The organism is Humiphilus diazotrophicus, assembly GCF_059726315.1.
In genome coordinates this window covers 167,834-186,970 of the sequence record NZ_AP040869.1, presented here as the reverse complement: position 1 = coordinate 186,970, position 19,137 = coordinate 167,834, and the positions used below count along the sequence as shown (strand labels likewise).

Sequence of the window (19,137 nt, the reverse complement as noted above, 5' to 3'; positions counted from 1 at the left end):
GCGCAGCCCAGAAAAGGTAAAGATCAAGTGAATCGCAGAGATTTTTTAAAAGGCACAACATTGGCAGCAGGGGCAGCGGTAGTGAATCCTGTCTTGGGAGAAAGTGCATTCTCTTCTCCAGGAGCCAATTCTCCTCTTCGCAAAATTCCAATGAACCGCGGCTGGCGATTTAGTCCAAAGGTGGTCGATGGCGCTTATAAAAAGGATTTTGATGATTCAAGCTTTGAACGCGTGGTGATTCCTCACTCCAATATGACTTTACCCTGGCATAGCTTCGACGAGAAAAGCTACGAGGTGGTCTCAGTCTATCGCCGGCATTTCAAGTTGCCGCGCGATGTCAAGGGCCGGCGAGTCTTCGTGGACTTTGAGGGAGCGATGACTGCATCCACGGTCTGGATCAATGGACAAAAGCTCGGAGAATATAAAGGAGGCTACACTCCTTTCTCGTATGAGCTGACTCGATATGTCGACCTCGATGGTGAGAATGTTCTGGCCGTCTATCTCGATTCTACTGAGCGTCCGGATATCCCTCCCTTTGGCTATGAGGTAGATTACCTGACCTTCGGTGGTATCTACAGAGAAGTCAATCTCCGTATCGTTCCTCAAACTTATATTGAGAATATCTTTGCCCGGCCAATCGATGCTCTTTCGCAATCGCCATCTGTTGAGGTCGAATGCTTCTTTGATGTTTCCGGACCAGGCACTCCGCAAAAGTTATCCCTTGCAGTGGAACTCCGCGATGGAGAGCGTGTCCTGAGCAAGGAAGTCGCCCCCTTTAAACTGGCTACTACAGCGGATAACCGGGTATCGCAGATCATTACGCTGAAAGATCTAAAATCCATTCAGCTGTGGGATCTGAAGAATCCGAAGCTCTATACGGTTGATGTGCAGTTGCTCGAGCATGATCTGCCAATTGATCAAGAGAGCCGCAGGATAGGTTTTCGGGAAGCAAAGTTTACCGACCGTGGTTTTTCTCTCAATGGAAACATCGTCAAGCTTCGGGGGCTTGACCGGCATCAGACTTTTCCCTTCGTGGGGCAAGCCATGCCCGGGCGTGTGCAACGCCGCGATGCGCAGATCCTTCGCCAGGAATTGAAATGTAACATCGTTCGTACCTCCCACTATCCTCAATCGCGGCACTTTCTGGATGCCTGCGATGAGTTGGGACTCTTGGTCCTGGAAGAAATACCCGGATGGCAGCATATCGGAGATAAGGACTGGCAGGATATTTCTGTCGATAATGTCAGCAGGATGATTCGTCGGGATTGGAATCATCCCTCAATCATTCTTTGGGGAGTTCGCATTAATGAGTCAAAGGACGAACATGACTTTTACTCGCGGACAAATACATTGGCGCATTCTTTGGATCCAACGCGGCAGACCGGAGGTATCCGTTCCAATTACCACTCCGAACTTCTCGAAGATGTTTATACAAATAACGATTTTGGATTTCCCCTTCAGCCGCCCAATCACCCTCTCTATCTGAACACTGAATTTGTAGGTCATACTTTCCCAACGCGCTCTACCGACAACACAGAGCGCCTCTGCGAGCATATGCTCCGACATGCTCGCATTCATGACCAGATCGCCTCAAACCCTCAGTTTTCCGGCGGAATCGGTTGGTGTGCATTCGACTACAATACGCATGCCAATTTCGGTTCGGGAGATCGTATCTGTTATCACGGAGTCTCCGATATCTTCCGGCAACCGAAGCCCGCCGCTGGTTTCTACAGGTCGCAATGTGATCCGGAGGAAGAGGTAGTTCTTGAGCCTGCGTTTCATTGGGCTCGCAACGATCAAAACACAGGCATATCGACAGCCGTTATCAGCTCGAATTGCGATCACGTGAAGCTATATCTCGATAACGGTTCTGGATTCCATCTGATTGCAGAAGCCGATCCCAATCGTAAAGAGTTTGCTCATCTTCGCTATCCGCCATTCCATGTGCCACTCTCCAGGGAATCAATCAGAAATTGGGGAGATCTCCGCATCGACGGATTCTTGCGAGGGAAGCAGGTCATTTCGAAGACCTTTTCCGGAAGAGGCGTAGATCGGAAGTTCGTAGCTCTTCCCGATGATCTGGAGCTTTTGGCTGACGGAGCCGACACAACTCGTGTTGTCTTGCGTGTGACAGATGAGTTCGATCGCATCCGTCCGATTGCAAATGATCCTGTTGTCTTTGAGCTTGAGGGTCCGGGACGGATCATCGGAGATAATCCATTTGCGCTTGTTGGCGGAACTGGAGCTATTTGGATTCGTGCACTAGAGAAACCGGGAACAGTGATCTTGCGCGCTAAACATCCCAGACTAGGAGTTCAGCAGGTGAAGATCCGAGTTCTTCCTGCTATTGCTGAACTCGTTTAGTGTGCATTTGCTGAGAGCTTCTGGATAAGAATGTAGAAAGGCTTAATGATCTTCATGTGTAGATTGAAACGACATGCCGTGGTCTTGAGTGCATTGCTATCTGTTCTTCTGATTGTTCCTGCTCTGGCTCAAAAGAGTGAGTTAGCGGCAACCCCACCGATGGGATGGAATAGCTGGAATCACTTCTTCGCCAAGGTGACTGACAAAGATGTTCGCGCGGCTGCAGACGCTCTCGTTTCCAGTGGAATGAAAGATGTGGGGTACATCTACGTAAATATCGATGATGGCTGGCAGGGAACGAGAGACTCCCAGGGCATCATTCATCCGAATGAGAAATTCCCCGATATGAAAGCTCTTGCCGATTATGTTCACTCGAAAGGGTTGAAGTTGGGGATCTATTCTTCTCCAGGCCCCAGAACCTGCGCTCATTACGAAGGCAGCTATGGGCATGAAGAGCAAGATGCAGCAACATATGCGGGATGGGGCATCGATTATCTTAAGTACGATCTCTGCAGCTTTGGCGATCTGATGAAGCAGCAAGATGGAGGGGAAGAGCACCGCAAAGCATTCGACCTCATGCGCGAAGCCTATGAGAAGATGCATCAGGCGTTGCTCAAAGCAAAGCGTCCGATTGTCTATAGTTACTGTCAATACGGTCTGGATGCTGTTTGGGAGTGGGGGCCTGCAGAAGGAGCAAATCTCTGGAGAACGACTGGAGATATTCAGGATAAGTACGACCAAATGGCGCTTATCGGCTTCTCGCAGGCGGGACTATCGAAGTATGCCGGGCCAGGGCACTGGAATGACCCTGACATGCTCGAAATCGGGAATGGAGGAATGAGCAAGACGGAATACCTGACCCATATGAGTCTCTGGGCGCTGTTGGCTGCTCCACTATTGGCAGGGAATGACTTAAGCAAGATGGATGCAACGACTCGTGAAATATTGACCAATCGTGAGGTCATCGCCGTCGACCAGGATCCATTGGGCATTCAAGGCGACCGGGTCTCAGCTGTCGGGCCGGTTGAAATCTGGGCGAAGCCGCTTCGCAATGGTGCAAAAGCGGTTGGCCTATTCAATCGCGGCAATTCGGAGCAGAAGATCACACTTAGGTTGCAGGACCTAGGGTTCCGTCGGGCAAAGGTCCGTGACTTATGGGCTCATAAAGATATCGGTGCATTAGAAGATCAGTATTCCATGTTGGTCCCAAGACACGGGGTCAACCTCATCCTCGTAACCGAATATTAAGGAGGCTACGATTCTTGATGGGGGATTTTACCAATCCTCCCAGCAGCTAAGGATTTTGTCAAAGAGCGAAGGTGTCTCGCGATTGTCTCCGAGCAGTCAAATTTGCATGGCGATGATAAATGTTTGAAATCCCACAGCCGCTTGAAGCGTTAGCAAAAGTGAGCTACCTGATCGCCCCAATCATCGCGGCTACAATTATTGGGCCGACCAGATTAGTTTTCTTCCATTTTCTTCAAGATGTCAGCCATGTTCGGCCGTCCATAGCCGAGTTTTTTCAGTATTGTGAAATCCTCGGCTGTGGCGTCTACGAGTGATCGCGTCCCTATGAATCCCTTCCGGATTTTCATGTAATGACCGATAGCTTCATCCTGCTTGTCGAGAAGAAGCAATGCGTCCGCTAGGTTGCCTTCAATCCAGGCAGCGGAGGGATCAAAATCTAAACCCTTTTGAGCGGCATCACGTGCCTTGGAGAACTCGCCGCTCAAAAGCTCATTGTATGACAAACTTCCGTAGAGACCAGCAAGAGTAGTCTTGTTATCCGAAGAGGGGCCAGAAGAAATTGTGGAAGAAGAGCGTATGCACGCTTCCATCGATACGGCTGCTTCGTGGAAGACAGCTTTCGCATCGGCAATTAAACCCAGTGAAACTTGAGCTTCTCCAATGGATTCGAACACGACAGAACGCATCCGCGCAGAACTCGGAGAGCTACTGTTCAGCCTGCTTGCATTCTCTATGGCAGAATTCAGGTATTTTTTTGCCTGTTCCATGTCGCCGGTTTCTGAAGATATGGTTGTAGTTTGGATGTAGGAAAGAACTAGTTCCTGCAAAGCGGCATCAGAGCTATCCTTTGTACTCAGTTTCTCGGCTGATTCAACCAGGCCTCGTTCGACTGTCGTCACATTACCGAGTTCGCGCAGTTTTGTTTCGACCCGATAGAATTTATTGATTGCGTTCCTCAAAGTATGAAGTCCAGATGCTGAAACATTCATGGCAAATCGCTTGCGGGCATTATTGACTTCCTTTGTGTACCAATTTCGCGCTGACTCATTTTTGCTACTATTCACATAAAGATCTCCGAGCCTTTCATCGACCACGACTATTCGATATACATCTTCTTCGTTGTCCTGAGGGAGCAGCGAGGCGAGTTGTTCCGCTCTAGCAAAGTACTTTTCAGCGGCAGTTTTATCTTTTGCGCCCGCATGTTCCCCTGCATCAAGGTAGATATCACTTGCCACGCGATAACTTCCTGAAACAGGACTTTCACGCACCAGGTCCTCGGCATCGTTAATCAGTTCGAGATCAATTTTGTCAGCCTCACTGGAGCGCTTTTGCCTCACGCTCTCTTCGTGGAGAGCGTTTGCTGACTTTCGTAATGCGACAAGATTCGTCGGCGTGTGAGCTCCATTGAAACTAGCCTCGGCAGTATCAAAAGACTTTTCCGTATCGCTTCTGTTTGCCGTATTGTTGGCTGTCTGTCCCAACGCATAGATGGTCAATTCTCTGAAAGATACCTTGTTATCCTTGGCGATTTTCATGAGTTTATGAAAAGACTCCACGATATCCGGTGAAATTGTTCCCGATCTAGCTTCTTTTAACCAAACGACCTGATCGTCGATACCTTCGAAGGGGTAACCGGTTGGCCAATCGCGGATATAGATGTAGAAAGGAAATTTCACTCCATTGAAATCGGCCGGTATGGTAAACCTCGTAAGGTGCTGCCCTGGAGCGATTTCCTCGAGTTCTTTCCCTCTCTTGGCATCTTGCGTAACACCAAGTCCCTCTTTGTACATTCGGGAAAGTGTAATTGAAGCTTTGGCATTCACCCAATGCGACGCATATTCCAGTTCCGGCAGAGCTTCTTGGTAACGACGTTGTTGGAAAAAGGTTTGCCCTGCTTCGGAAAGTCCTCCAACAATTGGATCTCGTACATAGATATCCCAGGGATACTTTTCGAGTACCGGGAAGCAGGCTCTTTTCATCTGCTTAAGATCGGAAGTCATCCGATCAAGCTGTCCCTCGGCGGCATATAGGCGCAGACGTTCCGAAATCGTTCGACAATAGGTATCGAAAGTCTCAGAGAATTGTCCCAAATTGCGCATTACGCCCTGTTTATTCAGCCTATCGAGAGATGCCGATAGATACTTGAGCGCTTCAGTACGGCTTGCAGGATCCCTGCTGAGAAGAACGCCAAGATTATCACTGGCGTCGTCAGCTACATAGGTGAAGCTTTTGGCTTTGGGAAACGCAACGTGATTGGGAGCTATTGCATTCGCAATGTCCTTATAGAACTGGATGGCGTCGGTGCTCTTTTCGAAGTTAACTCCATTGAAACTGACATACAGATCCTTCACTCTGTTTGATTGAGACTGGAAGAGTGTTTTCGTCGCCAATGCTTTAACGAAGTCCTCCTTGGCGCGGAGGTCGTAATTCTTCGCTTTCTCGTTCTGTGATAGCTTACGCCAGAGGTCCGCCAGCGCAATTTCAACATCCGTTCTGTGAAGTAACAGGTTGATATTGTCGGGATACATGCCGAGCAGGTAGTTAATTCCACCCAATGCGGTTTGCAATTTCTCCTCTGCCTCGTCGAAGTTCTTTTGTGCTTCCGGGGTTCTCGGTGCCGACGAGTTCTCATTCGAAATGAGTTTCCCATTTTGCCCCTGTGCTTTCTGGCTCTGTGATTTCAAACCCAGAGCCACAAGTGCCGAGGCATCATCGAGAAGACATTCGACATGGGCGTTGATTGCCCTTCCATCTAGAGGATTTTTCTTTATCATTTCGGATGCTTCAGCGCAGGCTTCTTTCATTTCATCCCGCTTTTTGGGGTCACTCACCTCAACAACAGCTAAGTTCTTTACGAATTGAAAGTGAATTCCCATTGCATCCATAGTGGGTGCTCGACCTAAAGCTGCCATCCGCGCCAATCTCGCTGCGTTGACGGTGTGATCAAAAGCTGATTTCTTGAGCTGCAAACGGTGTAGCAAGCTAGCACCTTCCTCGAGGTCGGTGTCGGCCCGAGACTCGAGATTTTCAAGACGGCTGTAAGCAATGAGGAGACCTTGACTGGCGTTTTCGACTCTGTAGGGCTCAGCGACGTGCTTCATCGATTCCATGCCTTCTCGCCCCTGCTCTGTTTCGCCGATGTCCATGGAAAACCAGCTGTAGTAATAGGCGTCATTGAGAAAACTGACCATCAGCGCCTCTGGAGGAAGCTGTCCCCGTGGGAGAGAGTTGATTTGCTTTAGGCCGTTTTCATAGGCGGTTTTGTAATCGGCGAATGCCTTCTGTGCATCTCCGGTTGCCTCTAGAAGGCGCGCTCGTCCGTATTGTTCACGAATATCGGTCGACTTATATTTGGCTAAAATATCCATGACCCGTGACTTCAGCCCTTCCAGCCCCACCACGTTGCTAAAGTCGTCCGAAAGAAGTAGATTGGACAGCTCGTTTGATTCTCGCTCTCTTTGGTCACGCTCGCGATCAGCGTCGCTCTTTTCAATTTGCAAAATTGCATTCGTTTTTGCTAGTTGTCTCTTGGTAGTCAGAACATATAGTCCCAACACCGCGAAAATAGCCAAGGCAACAGCCAATCCAGCTACGAACCATCGAAGCCGGTTTCGCTCGCGAAGTTCTGTTGCCCGAGCGGCGTCAGACCGCTGCTCTTCCGCGCGACGACTCTCCTCAAGAAACCTGTGCACAGATTCAAACTGTCCTCCATGTCTTTTTGCCCATGCCGGAGTGAGCCTGATCGAATCCCACCATGCGGCGAGATTTTGAAGGTCAAGACCAACTAGCAACCCACCTTCGCCGAGCGCATAACGTTCCTGAGCTACAACTAGATGTTTCCATGCCGCGACTGCGCGAGCTTCGTTGGCCAGCCACTCGCGAAGTGGTAACCATTGTCTGATCAGGCTTTCATGACTGATATCAACAATCACCTCGTCAGTTAAAGTTATCTCCGATGTACGGAGAAAGTTACAGTCTGGGGCACAGAATGCCTCAACAATCTTCACTACCTCATCCCTTTTTCCGGTGATGGAGATAAGCTCTTCAAGCTTGGTTGGCCGACGCACCGCCGTGGCTACGCTTGTGCCACTAACAAGACATCGGAATACCATCTCTACCGTCGCGAGTCGATGCACTCCCAAGGTTGTGAGAATCTCCCGGCCATGAGCGTCGAGAGCCCCCGAGAGGCCACCAACGTCGTCATACTCAAAGAGACGAAGCACCACGCGCTCGTTTTTCGACTGTTCTGCCGCGCGAGCCCACAAACGGTTCAGTACATGTTGCATCAGCGGAAGCTGATCAGCCCGCCGCGCTAGACGTTCTGCTTGGTCTACTTCCTCGCCTGGTTCCCAGGGCGCAAAACTTCCAAGATCATTCAGCAACCTATTCACGAGTGCAGGTTCCACGTCAAAGCCGATGACTGCCGCTGGCTCGACAATAGCCTGCCTGCATTCTTCGCGCGTCATGCGTGGCGTGAGGTAGAGACCCGCATTGATCTGTTCCGCGAGCCCCGGAATCAGAGCGCACGCGCCCAGGTATTCCGAGCGCATCGTCACAACCACGTGAACATTAATATCCGGGATCGTTGTTGTTTCCAACAACAGCGCCACAAAGGCTTCCGCCTCCTCCTGCCGAGAATAATTGCCGTACCGAAACAACTCTTCGAATTGGTCGACAAGCAACAGCAGGTTATAGCCGTGGCGAATGTTGCCACCCTTAACCCATTCCGTGAGCGAACGCGGACCACGGAGCAAAAAAGTAGAAAGTAAATCGACCGAGCCCGTTTCGGGGGATTGTCCAGTCTGGGCGGCGAGAAGCGCGCCTGCAAGATTGCGCACCGGATGGCTACCTGGGTGCATATCCGCGATTTCCCATCTGGACCCTGCCCACGGATGCAAGCCCAGATCTAGCGCGTCCAAGAGACCCGTGCGAACCAGAGACGATTTGCCAGTGCCTGATGCGCCCAGAACCGCCAAAAAGCGTGTAGCGGCCAGACGATTCACCATCGAGTCCACACAACTGTCTCTACCAAAGAATAGATCGGACTCTTCTCGAGTAAACGCACGCAAACCGGGGTATGGCAGTCGCTCTTGTGAACTCATGCGACTAGACTCAAAATGAGTTTCCGAATCGTGGTCATGTCCCATTCATCCGGGCATTCGATGACATGCGCATTGGGAATGCTTACGCCAATGTCCGGCTTCTGCGATGGAGGACCGCTGCAGATGGCCAGCAATCTTGGTTCGTTTTCACGTTTCGATTTGACTTTCCCGAAGAATCGCAACTGGGTGCGAATCCAATCTTGTGTCGTATCTCCATAGATAAATAGCAGAACGTCACAATCGGTCAGATTCTCGGCTAGGTCTTTGCGGTTGGCTTCTGCCGAAGAGCCACCCATGGGCAGGAATGTCGTTAGCGCGTTCTTCAGACATTCCCGCTCAATTTCTCTAGCAATTGGCATATCTCCATCATCAGCATTGATGAACACTGTTGATGCTTGCGAGCCAGACACTGGGGGGCGGGCTTTGACACGATGGTTGCGAGTCCACGTTAATACCTGTTTTTTGAACGATTCAAGACCTGATGCGATAACAGTCTCTGCCGAGAGCATGGCTTTGTATGTTGCATCGCTAACTTGGACTAGGTCTAGATCCGGATGCCTCCATTGCATCACTTCGATTCCATCAGCCTTGGCAACTCGAAGTTGGAAGCTCGTATAACCTTCCGGCAGATCGGGAGGCATCCTTCCAATTCTTCCGCCCAGTAGTTGAATAAATAGATCGGCTCGCGATAGGTCCTTGCGAAACGATTCCTCGAAAGCATCCCCCCCTTGGGGATAACCGGATTGAGGCAAAACATCAATCTCGTCATCGAATTGATTCAGATAACGCAGCACTTGATCCGCTTCGTCGGCAACGTCATCCGTGGCTTGCGCAACGAGAACTGTAATCCGGTGCCTCTGTGTTGTAGTTGTGTCTACAATCCCATTTCGTCCTTCAGGAAGTAAGTTCGACGAACTTATCTTTTTTGTGTTCAGCGCGTTATACCTCATTCGCAGAAGTTTTTCACGAATATCCGACGCCAGGGCATGAATAAGGATCGAGAATTCCTGAATATCTGAAGCTGGAGATATCGGTATCGGTATTTGCCGAAGTCCTGTAGGCTTCCAAAACTCAAGTCGAATGTGATTATTCAAGGGTGGCGGATATTCCTCCCCATCGCCGAGGGGGAGACATTCGATCAAGAAGATTCGAGAGACATCTCCTGCATGCCTTGTAAAACTCTCAAGTTCACGACGTGGCCAATCGTGAGCAACATAGCTAGGCGAACCGATCGCGAGAAACAGGGCGGACTGCTTTGTTGTTGTAAGCAACTCCGGCAAATGGTAATTGGCTCCCGTGTCATGGCTATCAAAGAAGATTCGAGGAATCTCAACTCCACCAAGACGTTGACGAAGAGCTAATTCGAGGCGGCGTACAAAGTCTGCTACCCAGCCGGCATTGCCATCGGTCCGTACATCGTCAGTATGGGCATAACTGACGAACACATCGTATTCGAAGCCTGATGTAATTGTCACACGTCCCCCTCAAATCAGAGGATGCTCGGCGCCATTCTAGCAAAATTTGACCAGTTAATCGGAGGACTGTAAATCATTTGGCAAAGCGGCCTAATACGAAATCAGTTTACGTGGCCTTGGGTGGTCTTAACGACGAATTCTCTATAACCTCATTGAAATTCAATATTATGGACCGATATGAAGTGAATCAATAAATGCCGATCCGTTTTCGAGCCGCCACACGAAATCGTTGGAATAGATAACTCGCCCATTTTCACCATTTGCTCTTGAATAGATGGCAAATTTCGTGGGTATCAACATCTATCTATCTGAATTCAGGCTTGCTCAGTAGACATCACCCAACTATCAAAAGAGATATCACGGAGAATATCTCAGAGCACATTACGATTCAACCGCCAGCAGGTCGTCTTTCTTTGCTTTCTGGAACGGGCTAGAATGACGTGCCTATGAGCATACAGGTTGAGAATTCTGATTCACCTGATCCGGTTATGGCTCGTCTGGATGATCAGATTGCTTGGTATGACAGGAACAGTCTCGCCAATCACAAAGCATACAAGCGTATCAAGGTCATTGAGATCATTGCTGCGGCGACAATTCCTCTTCTATCGACCTTGCCTATACCGCATGTAGCTTATGCTACCGGAGGGTTGGGCATAATCATCACCGTTCTGGAAGGACTGCTTCATCTCAATCAGTACCAACAGAATTGGATTACTTATCGATCTACATGTGAATTACTTAAACACGAAAAGTTCATTTATCTGGGAAAAGCATCGCTATATGCAAATGTTGCCAACCCGCACGCGTTACTCGCCGAGAGGATCGAATCTCTAGTTTCACAAGAACATGCAAAATGGGCATCGGTACAGCAAGAGCCTAACAAAAGGATGTGATATGAATCTTGGCTTCAGTTACTTACACGGAAAACCTCATCCTTCGTCGTGAAACCCCACGAGGTCAGGAGCTGAATCAGATGGGTCAAAGCGAAGTTTGAATCGGGCAAGGGAAGCAGCAAGAGGAAGAGGGCAACAACGAAGTCGCCAAGTGCTGACCTGAAAGCAATCAGCGGTACCCCACCTCTCTCATGAAGAGAGGAAGAAAGTAGATCAATTATTCACCAGCATAGAGTGCTCCATCTTCAGAGATGGGATACAGGTGATTTGCCGTTGGTTCCAGCTTATGTACGTCAAAGAGAGTCAAAGTCGATCTTTAAGTCTTTCCTATTTGCTTATAGTGGAATAGGAGGATCTTCTTGAAATCCAAGCATTGCGAAGTTGCTGTATTGTAATTTCGTCAATCAGGCTAAGTGCAGGATATTGTTGGATGTGGCACGCGCGGAGTTTTACCTTTACGAGCGAAACAATGCCCCAATATCGTGCGCGCCATATAATCTCAATACTCGCAGCATTGAAATGTGGGCGCACCTGTTGAAGCGCCATATTTGTGGCGTGCTCTAGCGCTACTTTCGGGCTCCGAGAAATTCCACAATATACCCGCTCGCCCGAGATCCAAACACATCGCCAGCCAGCACTCTTAATCTGCATTTCGAACAGACAAGGAGTCTCTTCAACTGACAGCCATTTGTCGCTGAAAGAAATCCGTGCAACTGAAAGCGTGTCAGGCCGTCTGCACTGTTCGCGCAGGAAAACAGCAGACGGGTTCACGTTCGGGTGCCAGCGTTATCGCTGTTTTTATCGACGAGGTCCTCTACAACTCTTTCCGATACTGCTGTTGAATCTAAATCCTTTGACGGATGAGCGTCCTCGTCTGGCCGCCTAGTTTGTGGGGGAACGAACGATGGTTTACGCAATCTGGACGAGAGATGGTTTTTGACATCTGACTTTTTGATAATCGTCATACACACTCCAGCATGGGTGTACGTACGGGAAAGGTGCTCGTCTAGAGCAAAGCATACGACTGGAGGCGAGAAATCATTGGAAATAGATCATGAACGGATCTGAGTCTACATTATCGAATGGAGTCAGAATAGTGAGATTTCTAATAGCCCACAAAGACTAAATCTGGATCGACAGCAGGCTTCACTTGACGTTGAGAATCGAGGCCCTCTGTAAGTTTGCCAGGTTGATCTGCAACAGGTTCCGCACCTATTACATTTTGTGAGGTACGCGGCCGACGAGATTTATAGCGATCAATGTCCCTTAGAATTTCGTTAATGGTGTCTTCTGGTCGAGTACGGGATCGATGTAATTTCTTCAATGCAATGGAAGTGACTCTACACAGTGCAAAACGATTAGGAACATGTATAAGAGCGCGGTAGACCTGCTGGGAACGCACGGTTGGACCTCTGCTTTCCGAATGTCCAGCCCGCTATGCAGAATGCCGCAAAGCACGGATTAGATATCCTATTTCTGATAGTACACGCTTCCATGATTTTGTGCGCTTCAGCTCTGGAATAATCACGCTTATTGGGGATCTAGGAAAGGTGGAACGTAAAGGTCAAAGGAAGCGGGCCGCTTGAACCGAGCCCACACTCATCATTCCAGATAGATCAACCGAGTTCCAAGAGGACATCTCAGATTGGCTATCGTGAGGATGGTGATGGGGTTTCCTCTACATAATTGCAGCTTATCTGCGGGCATTCCCAATTCTCTATTTTCAATACATGATTTACTTCAGCAAGATATAATGTTGCTCCGCAGGCTGCACAGATTCTGGCGTAGGCTCGCGAATTATCGAACTTTCCTTCGAAAATATCTAAATAACCGTTTCCCTCGCGGTAGATACGAGAACAATCGCGCCGTTCGCACCTGTGGAAAAATCGATTTTCTTCTGAATCCGTCTCTTCCACCATAATTCTCTGCATTGAGGTATGGTGTAAATCGCACAAGGGCAAGAATTCTTGTTTCAATACTGTAGCTCGATCCCGCACCGTCTATTTTTCCCCCTTTGTGTTAACAAGATCTGCATTTGCCTGTCCCTCGTCCTGTAGGTTGCCAAGTTATTTGAAAAGAAGGCATCGTAAGCACAACAGGCTTTGACGCGGTTATATTGCTAGCTAATGGCAAAGAAGACATCCGGCTTGATGTCCTTTGACCCATTTCTCCAGGAAGACACCAGGCACTATGTGCTTCTTCGAGCTTAGTCAAAACCGAGAAACCAATCATCTGAGCCACGTGAAAATTAGTGGAAGCTTCGACGAGTTCCCGCTCCGCACGTATATATGGGTTCTGTAGAAAATATTTGCTGAACAGGAGACTGTCATCGCCGTCGTTTCCTTCCCCTAACGGTGTTGAGGGCCTTCAACTCGAGACTATGCTTAAATGCATAAGTTAGGTACATCCTTCTCGTTTTTCACACATAAATATAGAGATCTATCTCTCAAAGAGCTCGGTACTTTCAAAGCAGGGAAATGAAATTTGAGGGATAATTCTCAACATCCCACAATTCGTAGCCCATTTGCGGTATCCTAGATAAAGTCGAAGAATCCGATGTGGTCTTTTTTGCTTGTTCCGTGACATACCGTTACTCGCAACCAATTCCAAATTGAGTTCAGCGGTATACCAATCAAAAGGAACAAGTTTAATGGAACAGGGAACTGTAAAGTGGTTCAATGATGCAAAGGGATTTGGCTTTCTGAGCCGCCCAAATGGTGAGGATGTTTTCGTGCACTTTTCTGCCATTCAGAGCAATGGCTTTCGTAGTCTTCAAGAGGGCCAAGCCGTGGTATTTAATGTGGTTAAAGGTCAAAAGGGCCTTCAGGCTGAAAACGTGCAGATTGCCTAAGAGACAGATATCAAGGAAGTGGGCGGCCATCAAGACCGCCCTTTTTCCTTTAGCGGAAGGAAATTCATGAAAAAGCCCACACCCCGACACGATAAGTTCTTCCTGCGAGACCTTCATCAGGAAATTGATCTATATGATCGCAAACTTGCTTATCTCAACAACTACGTAGCGTTCGCCACGCCTGCAGATCGTGAAGAAGCCGAGAAAAAGATGCTGGCGAAAAGGGCTCCTCTTGAAAGGATCGCCAGGGAGCTTGCAGCTTCAGGTGTTGAATACAATGTCCAGGACCTTCCACGATCCTTTCGTACAAAAAGTAGCGACACGGTAGCGAGTGAGCAAAGCTCCTCTTCGTAATATCGTTCTGACGATCGTGTTCCCAATGGAGTGTTTCAGAATCAGATGAGCACCCGTCTTTTCTACCTACAAAACAAGGCGAGCTGCGTCCCCCCTCGGGAATAATGATCTTTAACTACTTATTGTGTTCCGATTGTTCCCGCTCCAGGATCTCAATGATATATGCTCCGGCACCGTAACCAACCATGGGTTTGGAGCCTGTTGGATCGCCTATTTTGCCAGGGAAGAGCTCGCAGGGCACGGAAACGTACATCTCAGGAATAAGGTTAAAATCGACGGCAGCTTTGGCCGTGATGCGATCGACAATGATTGTTGCCTCGGCACTGCGGCCTAGGTGCCGGTACACCGCAGCTAAGCTAAAGTCGACAAACAGAAATTCCTGCCGTTCATACCAATATTCAAAGATTGCCGGATCGGTATAGTTAGTACGAACACGGCGGTAGCCTCCAGAATCCACTTTGAGAAGTTCCATCCTCTCTACAGTGTTCTTCACCACGGCCGGGTCAGTCACAACTCCGAGATGGATAATTTCTAACAAGGCTCCATCGATGTCGTTCTTCATTCCTTCTTCCAGGGTTCCATGTAGCTTTCCGTTTCGAATGAATGCTGCATTGAATCCTTTTTCGAGCAGGGAGACATAGCTAAGGATTTCCGATCGAGTCGCTTCGTCTCCCGAACGGTGTGCGACCTCGGCAAATTCTTTTAGTCCAACAATTCCTGCAGCTGTCGAAAACGCAAAATGCTTTTTGTCTTTTTGCCTCTCCTCCCAAATGGAAGTGTCTGCTGCCACAATCAGTCCATCTTCAAACTTCTCCAGGTTCTTGATCAGTGGTTTTGCTACATAATCCCGGGCACTTTCGTATAGGGAGCCACGATAGGTGTGTGTCTTGAGTAATGCGAGATCGTCGTAGCAATGCAAATATTCGCCTAAGACCCACAGTGCCTCACCCCAATCGTCAAACTCTATATTTGTACTACCTTCCATAGAGAAGAATGGCTCCTCAGAACCATCCCCGAAATAACGGACTACGGAGATCTGGTAATCGGCTCCCCTAGTCTCTTCATGCATCTTCCCCGTAGGTTGAGCATTGAAGTAGGCGAGCAAAGCAGCTCGTGCTTCGTTTCGGTGTCCCATTCGTGCCAACGCAACCGTGGCCCAAGCCATATCACGGACCCACGGAGTAAACCAGATGCCATCCGGCAGACTGGCCACAATAAGGCCATTGTTGTTTCTTCCGGGACGATTGGGCTCCCGACTTTGTGCCATGCGAAGCATTACTTCACTCTGCCGCCAGAGATGCCGTCCATTTTCTCCGGCCAGAGTTGCAGGTGCTTTTACACGCCAGGCTTCAAGTGTCGTAATCTCCCGCTGTACCAGTTCTTGCGGCTGCAAATTTGCTTGCCATTGTTTGAGTGCTTGAACGGCTGGTTCCAAATCCGTGTTGCTCTCCAAAGATACAAGTACCCATGCCCGACGGCCGGCAAGGCATTGCTGTTTCTCTGCTGGTTCTGTTCTTTTCGTTCCCAGAGGAAAGAGCAACAAAGATTCCTCAACGCCATCAAATTTCAACAGCTCCACTTCCTTGTTGCCTACACGCACAACGCGGTGCGATTGAACAGTCCGATTCCATTCAACTTTCCATCCACCAGAACCCAGGCTTCTGGCAGATGAAGCCCAGTCAATGACGAGCGCCGTTTGTTGTAGTCCAAAAGGCATGAAGACGAATCCCTCGCCGTTGCTGTTGGATATATGGATTACATGGGAATCTTGCTCATAGCTCGCTGTTGCTTTGTGGGTGTCCGGACCGCTCCAAACAAGACTCTTGAGGAAGTTCGCAGTGGCAACTCCCTCGCTCAAGGGGTGTTGAGGATCTGGTCGGACGAAGCTATACGGATGTGCATAGAACTTGGTCACAGATGCTTCTTCAGGGGATACCACCGCAAATCCGAAACCATTGCCGGTAACCAGATTGGTTGCGGCGGCTGGCAAGCAGGAGAGGAAACAGATGCAAACTTGAAGGCTAAGAAAACGTACGATGGACATAATCACCTCTTCAGTCGATCGTTTGTTCCAGGCGCAAATCACGAGAGGAGGCACCAACGCTCAGCGTCCGCTTGCCTGGGGCCACCATCCACTTTGCTTCCTTGGTTGACCAGTACTGTAACTGACGCGGGGCTACGAGAATCGTGACGTCTTTTGAAACTCCGGCAGGAATTGTCTCGCGTTCGAAACCGGCGAGCGCCCGAACAGGGAACTGGACTCCCTCTGGAAGAATGCTTGGAGCGCTGAGATAAACCTGGGGGACCTCGTCGGCATCTCTTGGGCCGATGTTTTTGATGGTCACGTGAACTGCGAGTCCACCATCTGCCAGCTTCTCAATCCTTAGATTGGAGTAGGCAAAGCTTGTGTAGCTCAGTCCGTGACCAAAAGCAAACAGCGGCTGAATGTTCTCTTTATCGAACCATCGGTAACCGACATGGATACCCTCGCTATAGATAGTTTTGCCATTGATTCCTTTCTTTGAGCGCTCAGGATATCTGGGATCCGTGGCAGCATAATCCTCGATTCGCTTCGCCCAGGTAATGGGGAGGCGTCCGGCAGGACTCGTCTTTCCTAATAGCAGATTGGCTGTAGACCATCCACCCTCGTCTCCGGGCCACCACATCTCCAGCACCGCCTTCACCTTGTTGATCCAAGGCAGGGCTACAGGCTGACTGGTATTGAGAACCACGATCGTGTTGGGGCTAACGGCAGCAATCTCTTCAACGAGTTCGTTCTGCTTTCCGGGTAACCCGAAGACTGGCTGGAGCCGTGTCCACAAAAAGACAACTGCGATCTTCGCATTCTTAGCTGCGTTAATAGCAGCTTGATGATCGGCATAACGCTGTTCTGGTGTATACCAGTTAAGCCTCACCTGTACAGGCGCATTGGAAGTGTCCGGACTGGTGCTGACCTCAATATCATGCAAACCGGCGACTAGATGAATAGCTCTCCGAACATTATCGAGTCCATCGGTGGTGGGAATTGCATTGTCCTGGTTGGCCTGTAGGATGTCTCCATGATCTCCACCCTGAGAGGCACCCGTTCCCGCGAGACCTTTGCCATCCAGCTTGATGAGGGCATTTGTTCCCAGGGCCTGCAGGTAAATCCAATAGTCGCCCGCATGGGGTATTGATAGCTGTCCCTTCCATGTAACTGTGGAGTTGGGCGGCAAAGCCTTTCCGTTGGCATTGGTAAAGTCGATCTGCGGGTCTATTAGCGGATTACCCGATGAAACTATACGCAAGAGCCCCGGTTTCCCCTCGTGGCTGAATGCGCTAGAGGGGATGAGTGCCCCGTCCATATCGTCATCTACCGCAAAGCGGATTCTATTGTTCCCGGAGATTTGTTTCAGTGCATCCAGCGGACCCACCTGGCGTCCAGGCAGTCCCACAGCACACTCGCCATTAATTCCAATAGCATCGATTTGCCGGGCAGTAGGTCCAATCAAGACAATTGAATCCAGATCGGCGGCTTTCAGAGGCAGCGCACGGCCATCGTTCTTGAGGAGTACGGCACCTTCTTCGCCTGTCTTCCTGATGACGTTGGCGTTCTCTTCGATAGACTGAGCCGTAACCTCGTGTTTGGAGAGGCCATCGAGATAGCCGAAGTGAACGATCTCATAGAGCACGTGTCCTGCGGCGCGTGTAATCGCAGCCTCATCCACGGTTCCATCTCTCAGTGCCTGCGGCATCTTCCTGCGATCGGAATTGCTATCCGTGTCATCGGGTTTCGGCTGCTCCGGTTGAGGCTCCTCAGGCATGTGTCCGCCGAACATGTCGCCACCAACATCGTCTGCATCTGGTTTCCGGGCAGGCGGTGGCGGCGGCATCGGCCGCGAATCAAAGAAAGTCGGCAAAGTCCACGATGTTGAATTCAGAGGTGGTTCACCAGGCATCTCCATGTCCAGCCCGGCATTGATAAAGTTGACCGCGTGGGTAGCACCCCAGTCAGAAGTAACAAAACCTTTGAACCCTATCTCATTGCGCAAGATTGTGGTCAGGGTGGCCTTGTTACCACAGGCATAGGTGCCGTTAAGCCGGTTATAGGAACACATGATCGACGCTACCCCGGCGCGAATGGCGGCATCGAAAGGAGCTACGTAAACTTCATGAAGGGTCTGATCGTCGATCCAGGTGCTGGTGCCATCGGAATCGTAGCCGACGAAATGCTTGACCTGCGCCATTACATGCTGCGATTGGATCCCCTTGATTTCTGAGGCTCCGATCTCTCCGGTTAGGAAGGGATCTTCGCCAAAGGTGTTATAGCCACGACCGTATTCGAGATCCCTGTCGATATTGACAAAAGGTTGGAGTGAAACATCGATGCCTAAAGCGCGATCTTCACGGCCTATAACGATTCCATTTGCCTCAGCCATCTTGCGGTTGAAAGTAGCTGCCACGCCCATGGTTGCGGTTTCAGCCTGCGATGGATGCCGGGTCAATACTCCTGGTGGTCCATCGGCGAAGCGTAGCCCCGGAATACCTAACCGGGGAATGCCTCCCAGATATCCAGCCTGTCCCTGGTAGACCTTTGGGTCCTCTTGCGTTCCATGAATCAGGGTTAACTTCTCTTCGAGTGTCATTTGGCTGAGAAGTTTGTCAACCCGTTCGTCGCCGGTTAACACTGGAACCTTCTGTGCCGTTGTTATCAGCGGCGTGGCCAGCACCAAGACGGCCCATACCGTGCGGATCCAGCTACGATTCTGCAGTCGCATTCCATTTTTGCTTTTTGTGAGAAGAAGCTCCATAACGGATTCAGCTTTCAATCTTTAAGATCACAACAACTTACTGGGAAGCAGAGAACCTAT

Annotated in this window: 9 protein-coding genes; 5 read left to right on the top strand and 4 right to left on the bottom strand. The window is 49.7% G+C overall.

Annotation, left to right across the window (positions count from 1 at the left end):
* The first annotated feature begins 27 nt into the window (after positions 1-27).
* Together AC6I7T_RS00660 and AC6I7T_RS00655 are read left to right on the top strand one after the other, a co-directional pair.
* Entirely contained in the window at positions 28-2,364 is a 2,337-nt protein-coding gene (locus AC6I7T_RS00660) for a glycoside hydrolase family 2 TIM barrel-domain containing protein (protein ID WP_497788267.1), read from the top strand.
* A gap of 54 nt (positions 2,365-2,418) precedes the next feature.
* Positions 2,419-3,612 carry a glycoside hydrolase family 27 protein gene (locus AC6I7T_RS00655; protein ID WP_497788266.1) on the top strand — a complete coding sequence of 398 codons (1,194 nt, stop codon included), beginning with the start codon at positions 2,419-2,421 and terminating at the stop codon, positions 3,610-3,612.
* Between the two features lie 212 nt (positions 3,613-3,824).
* On the opposite strand, the gene AC6I7T_RS00650 is transcribed toward AC6I7T_RS00655, so the two are convergent.
* Together AC6I7T_RS00650 and AC6I7T_RS00645 are read right to left on the bottom strand one after the other, a co-directional pair.
* Positions 3,825-8,714 (bottom strand): DUF2610 domain-containing protein, encoded by a 4,890-nt coding sequence (locus tag AC6I7T_RS00650; RefSeq protein WP_497788264.1) that lies wholly within the window; start codon positions 8,712-8,714, stop codon positions 3,825-3,827.
* On the bottom strand, positions 8,711-10,189 hold the full coding sequence (locus AC6I7T_RS00645; RefSeq protein ID WP_497788263.1) for a TIR domain-containing protein: 1,479 nt from the start codon (positions 10,187-10,189) through the stop codon (positions 8,711-8,713). The genes AC6I7T_RS00650 and AC6I7T_RS00645 overlap by 4 nt, the downstream gene beginning before the upstream one ends.
* Positions 10,190-10,635: 446 nt before the next feature.
* On the opposite strand from AC6I7T_RS00645, the gene AC6I7T_RS00640 reads away from it, so the two are divergent.
* The 3 genes from AC6I7T_RS00640 (at position 10,636) to AC6I7T_RS00630 (ending at position 14,287) form a co-directional block, all read left to right on the top strand.
* On the top strand, positions 10,636-11,082 hold the full coding sequence (locus tag AC6I7T_RS00640) for a DUF4231 domain-containing protein (protein WP_497788261.1): 447 nt from the start codon (positions 10,636-10,638) through the stop codon (positions 11,080-11,082).
* 2,650 nt (positions 11,083-13,732) lie between these two features.
* Positions 13,733-13,933 (top strand): cold-shock protein, encoded by a 201-nt coding sequence (locus tag AC6I7T_RS00635; protein WP_497788260.1) that lies wholly within the window; start codon positions 13,733-13,735, stop codon positions 13,931-13,933.
* A 66-nt stretch (positions 13,934-13,999) separates the two neighbouring features.
* Positions 14,000-14,287 carry a hypothetical protein gene (locus AC6I7T_RS00630; RefSeq protein ID WP_497788259.1) on the top strand — a complete coding sequence of 96 codons (288 nt, stop codon included), beginning with the start codon at positions 14,000-14,002 and terminating at the stop codon, positions 14,285-14,287.
* Positions 14,288-14,402: 115 nt separating this feature from the next.
* On the opposite strand, the gene AC6I7T_RS00625 is transcribed toward AC6I7T_RS00630, so the two are convergent.
* Both AC6I7T_RS00625 and AC6I7T_RS00620 read right to left on the bottom strand, forming a co-directional pair.
* Positions 14,403-16,331 (bottom strand): glycoside hydrolase family 15 protein, encoded by a 1,929-nt coding sequence (locus tag AC6I7T_RS00625; RefSeq protein ID WP_497788257.1) that lies wholly within the window; start codon positions 16,329-16,331, stop codon positions 14,403-14,405.
* Positions 16,332-16,341: 10 nt separating this feature from the next.
* Positions 16,342-19,044, bottom strand: a complete 2,703-nt coding sequence (locus tag AC6I7T_RS00620) for a beta-glucosidase (RefSeq protein WP_497788256.1) — start codon at positions 19,042-19,044, stop codon at positions 16,342-16,344.
* Between the last annotated feature and the right edge of the window lie 93 nt (positions 19,045-19,137).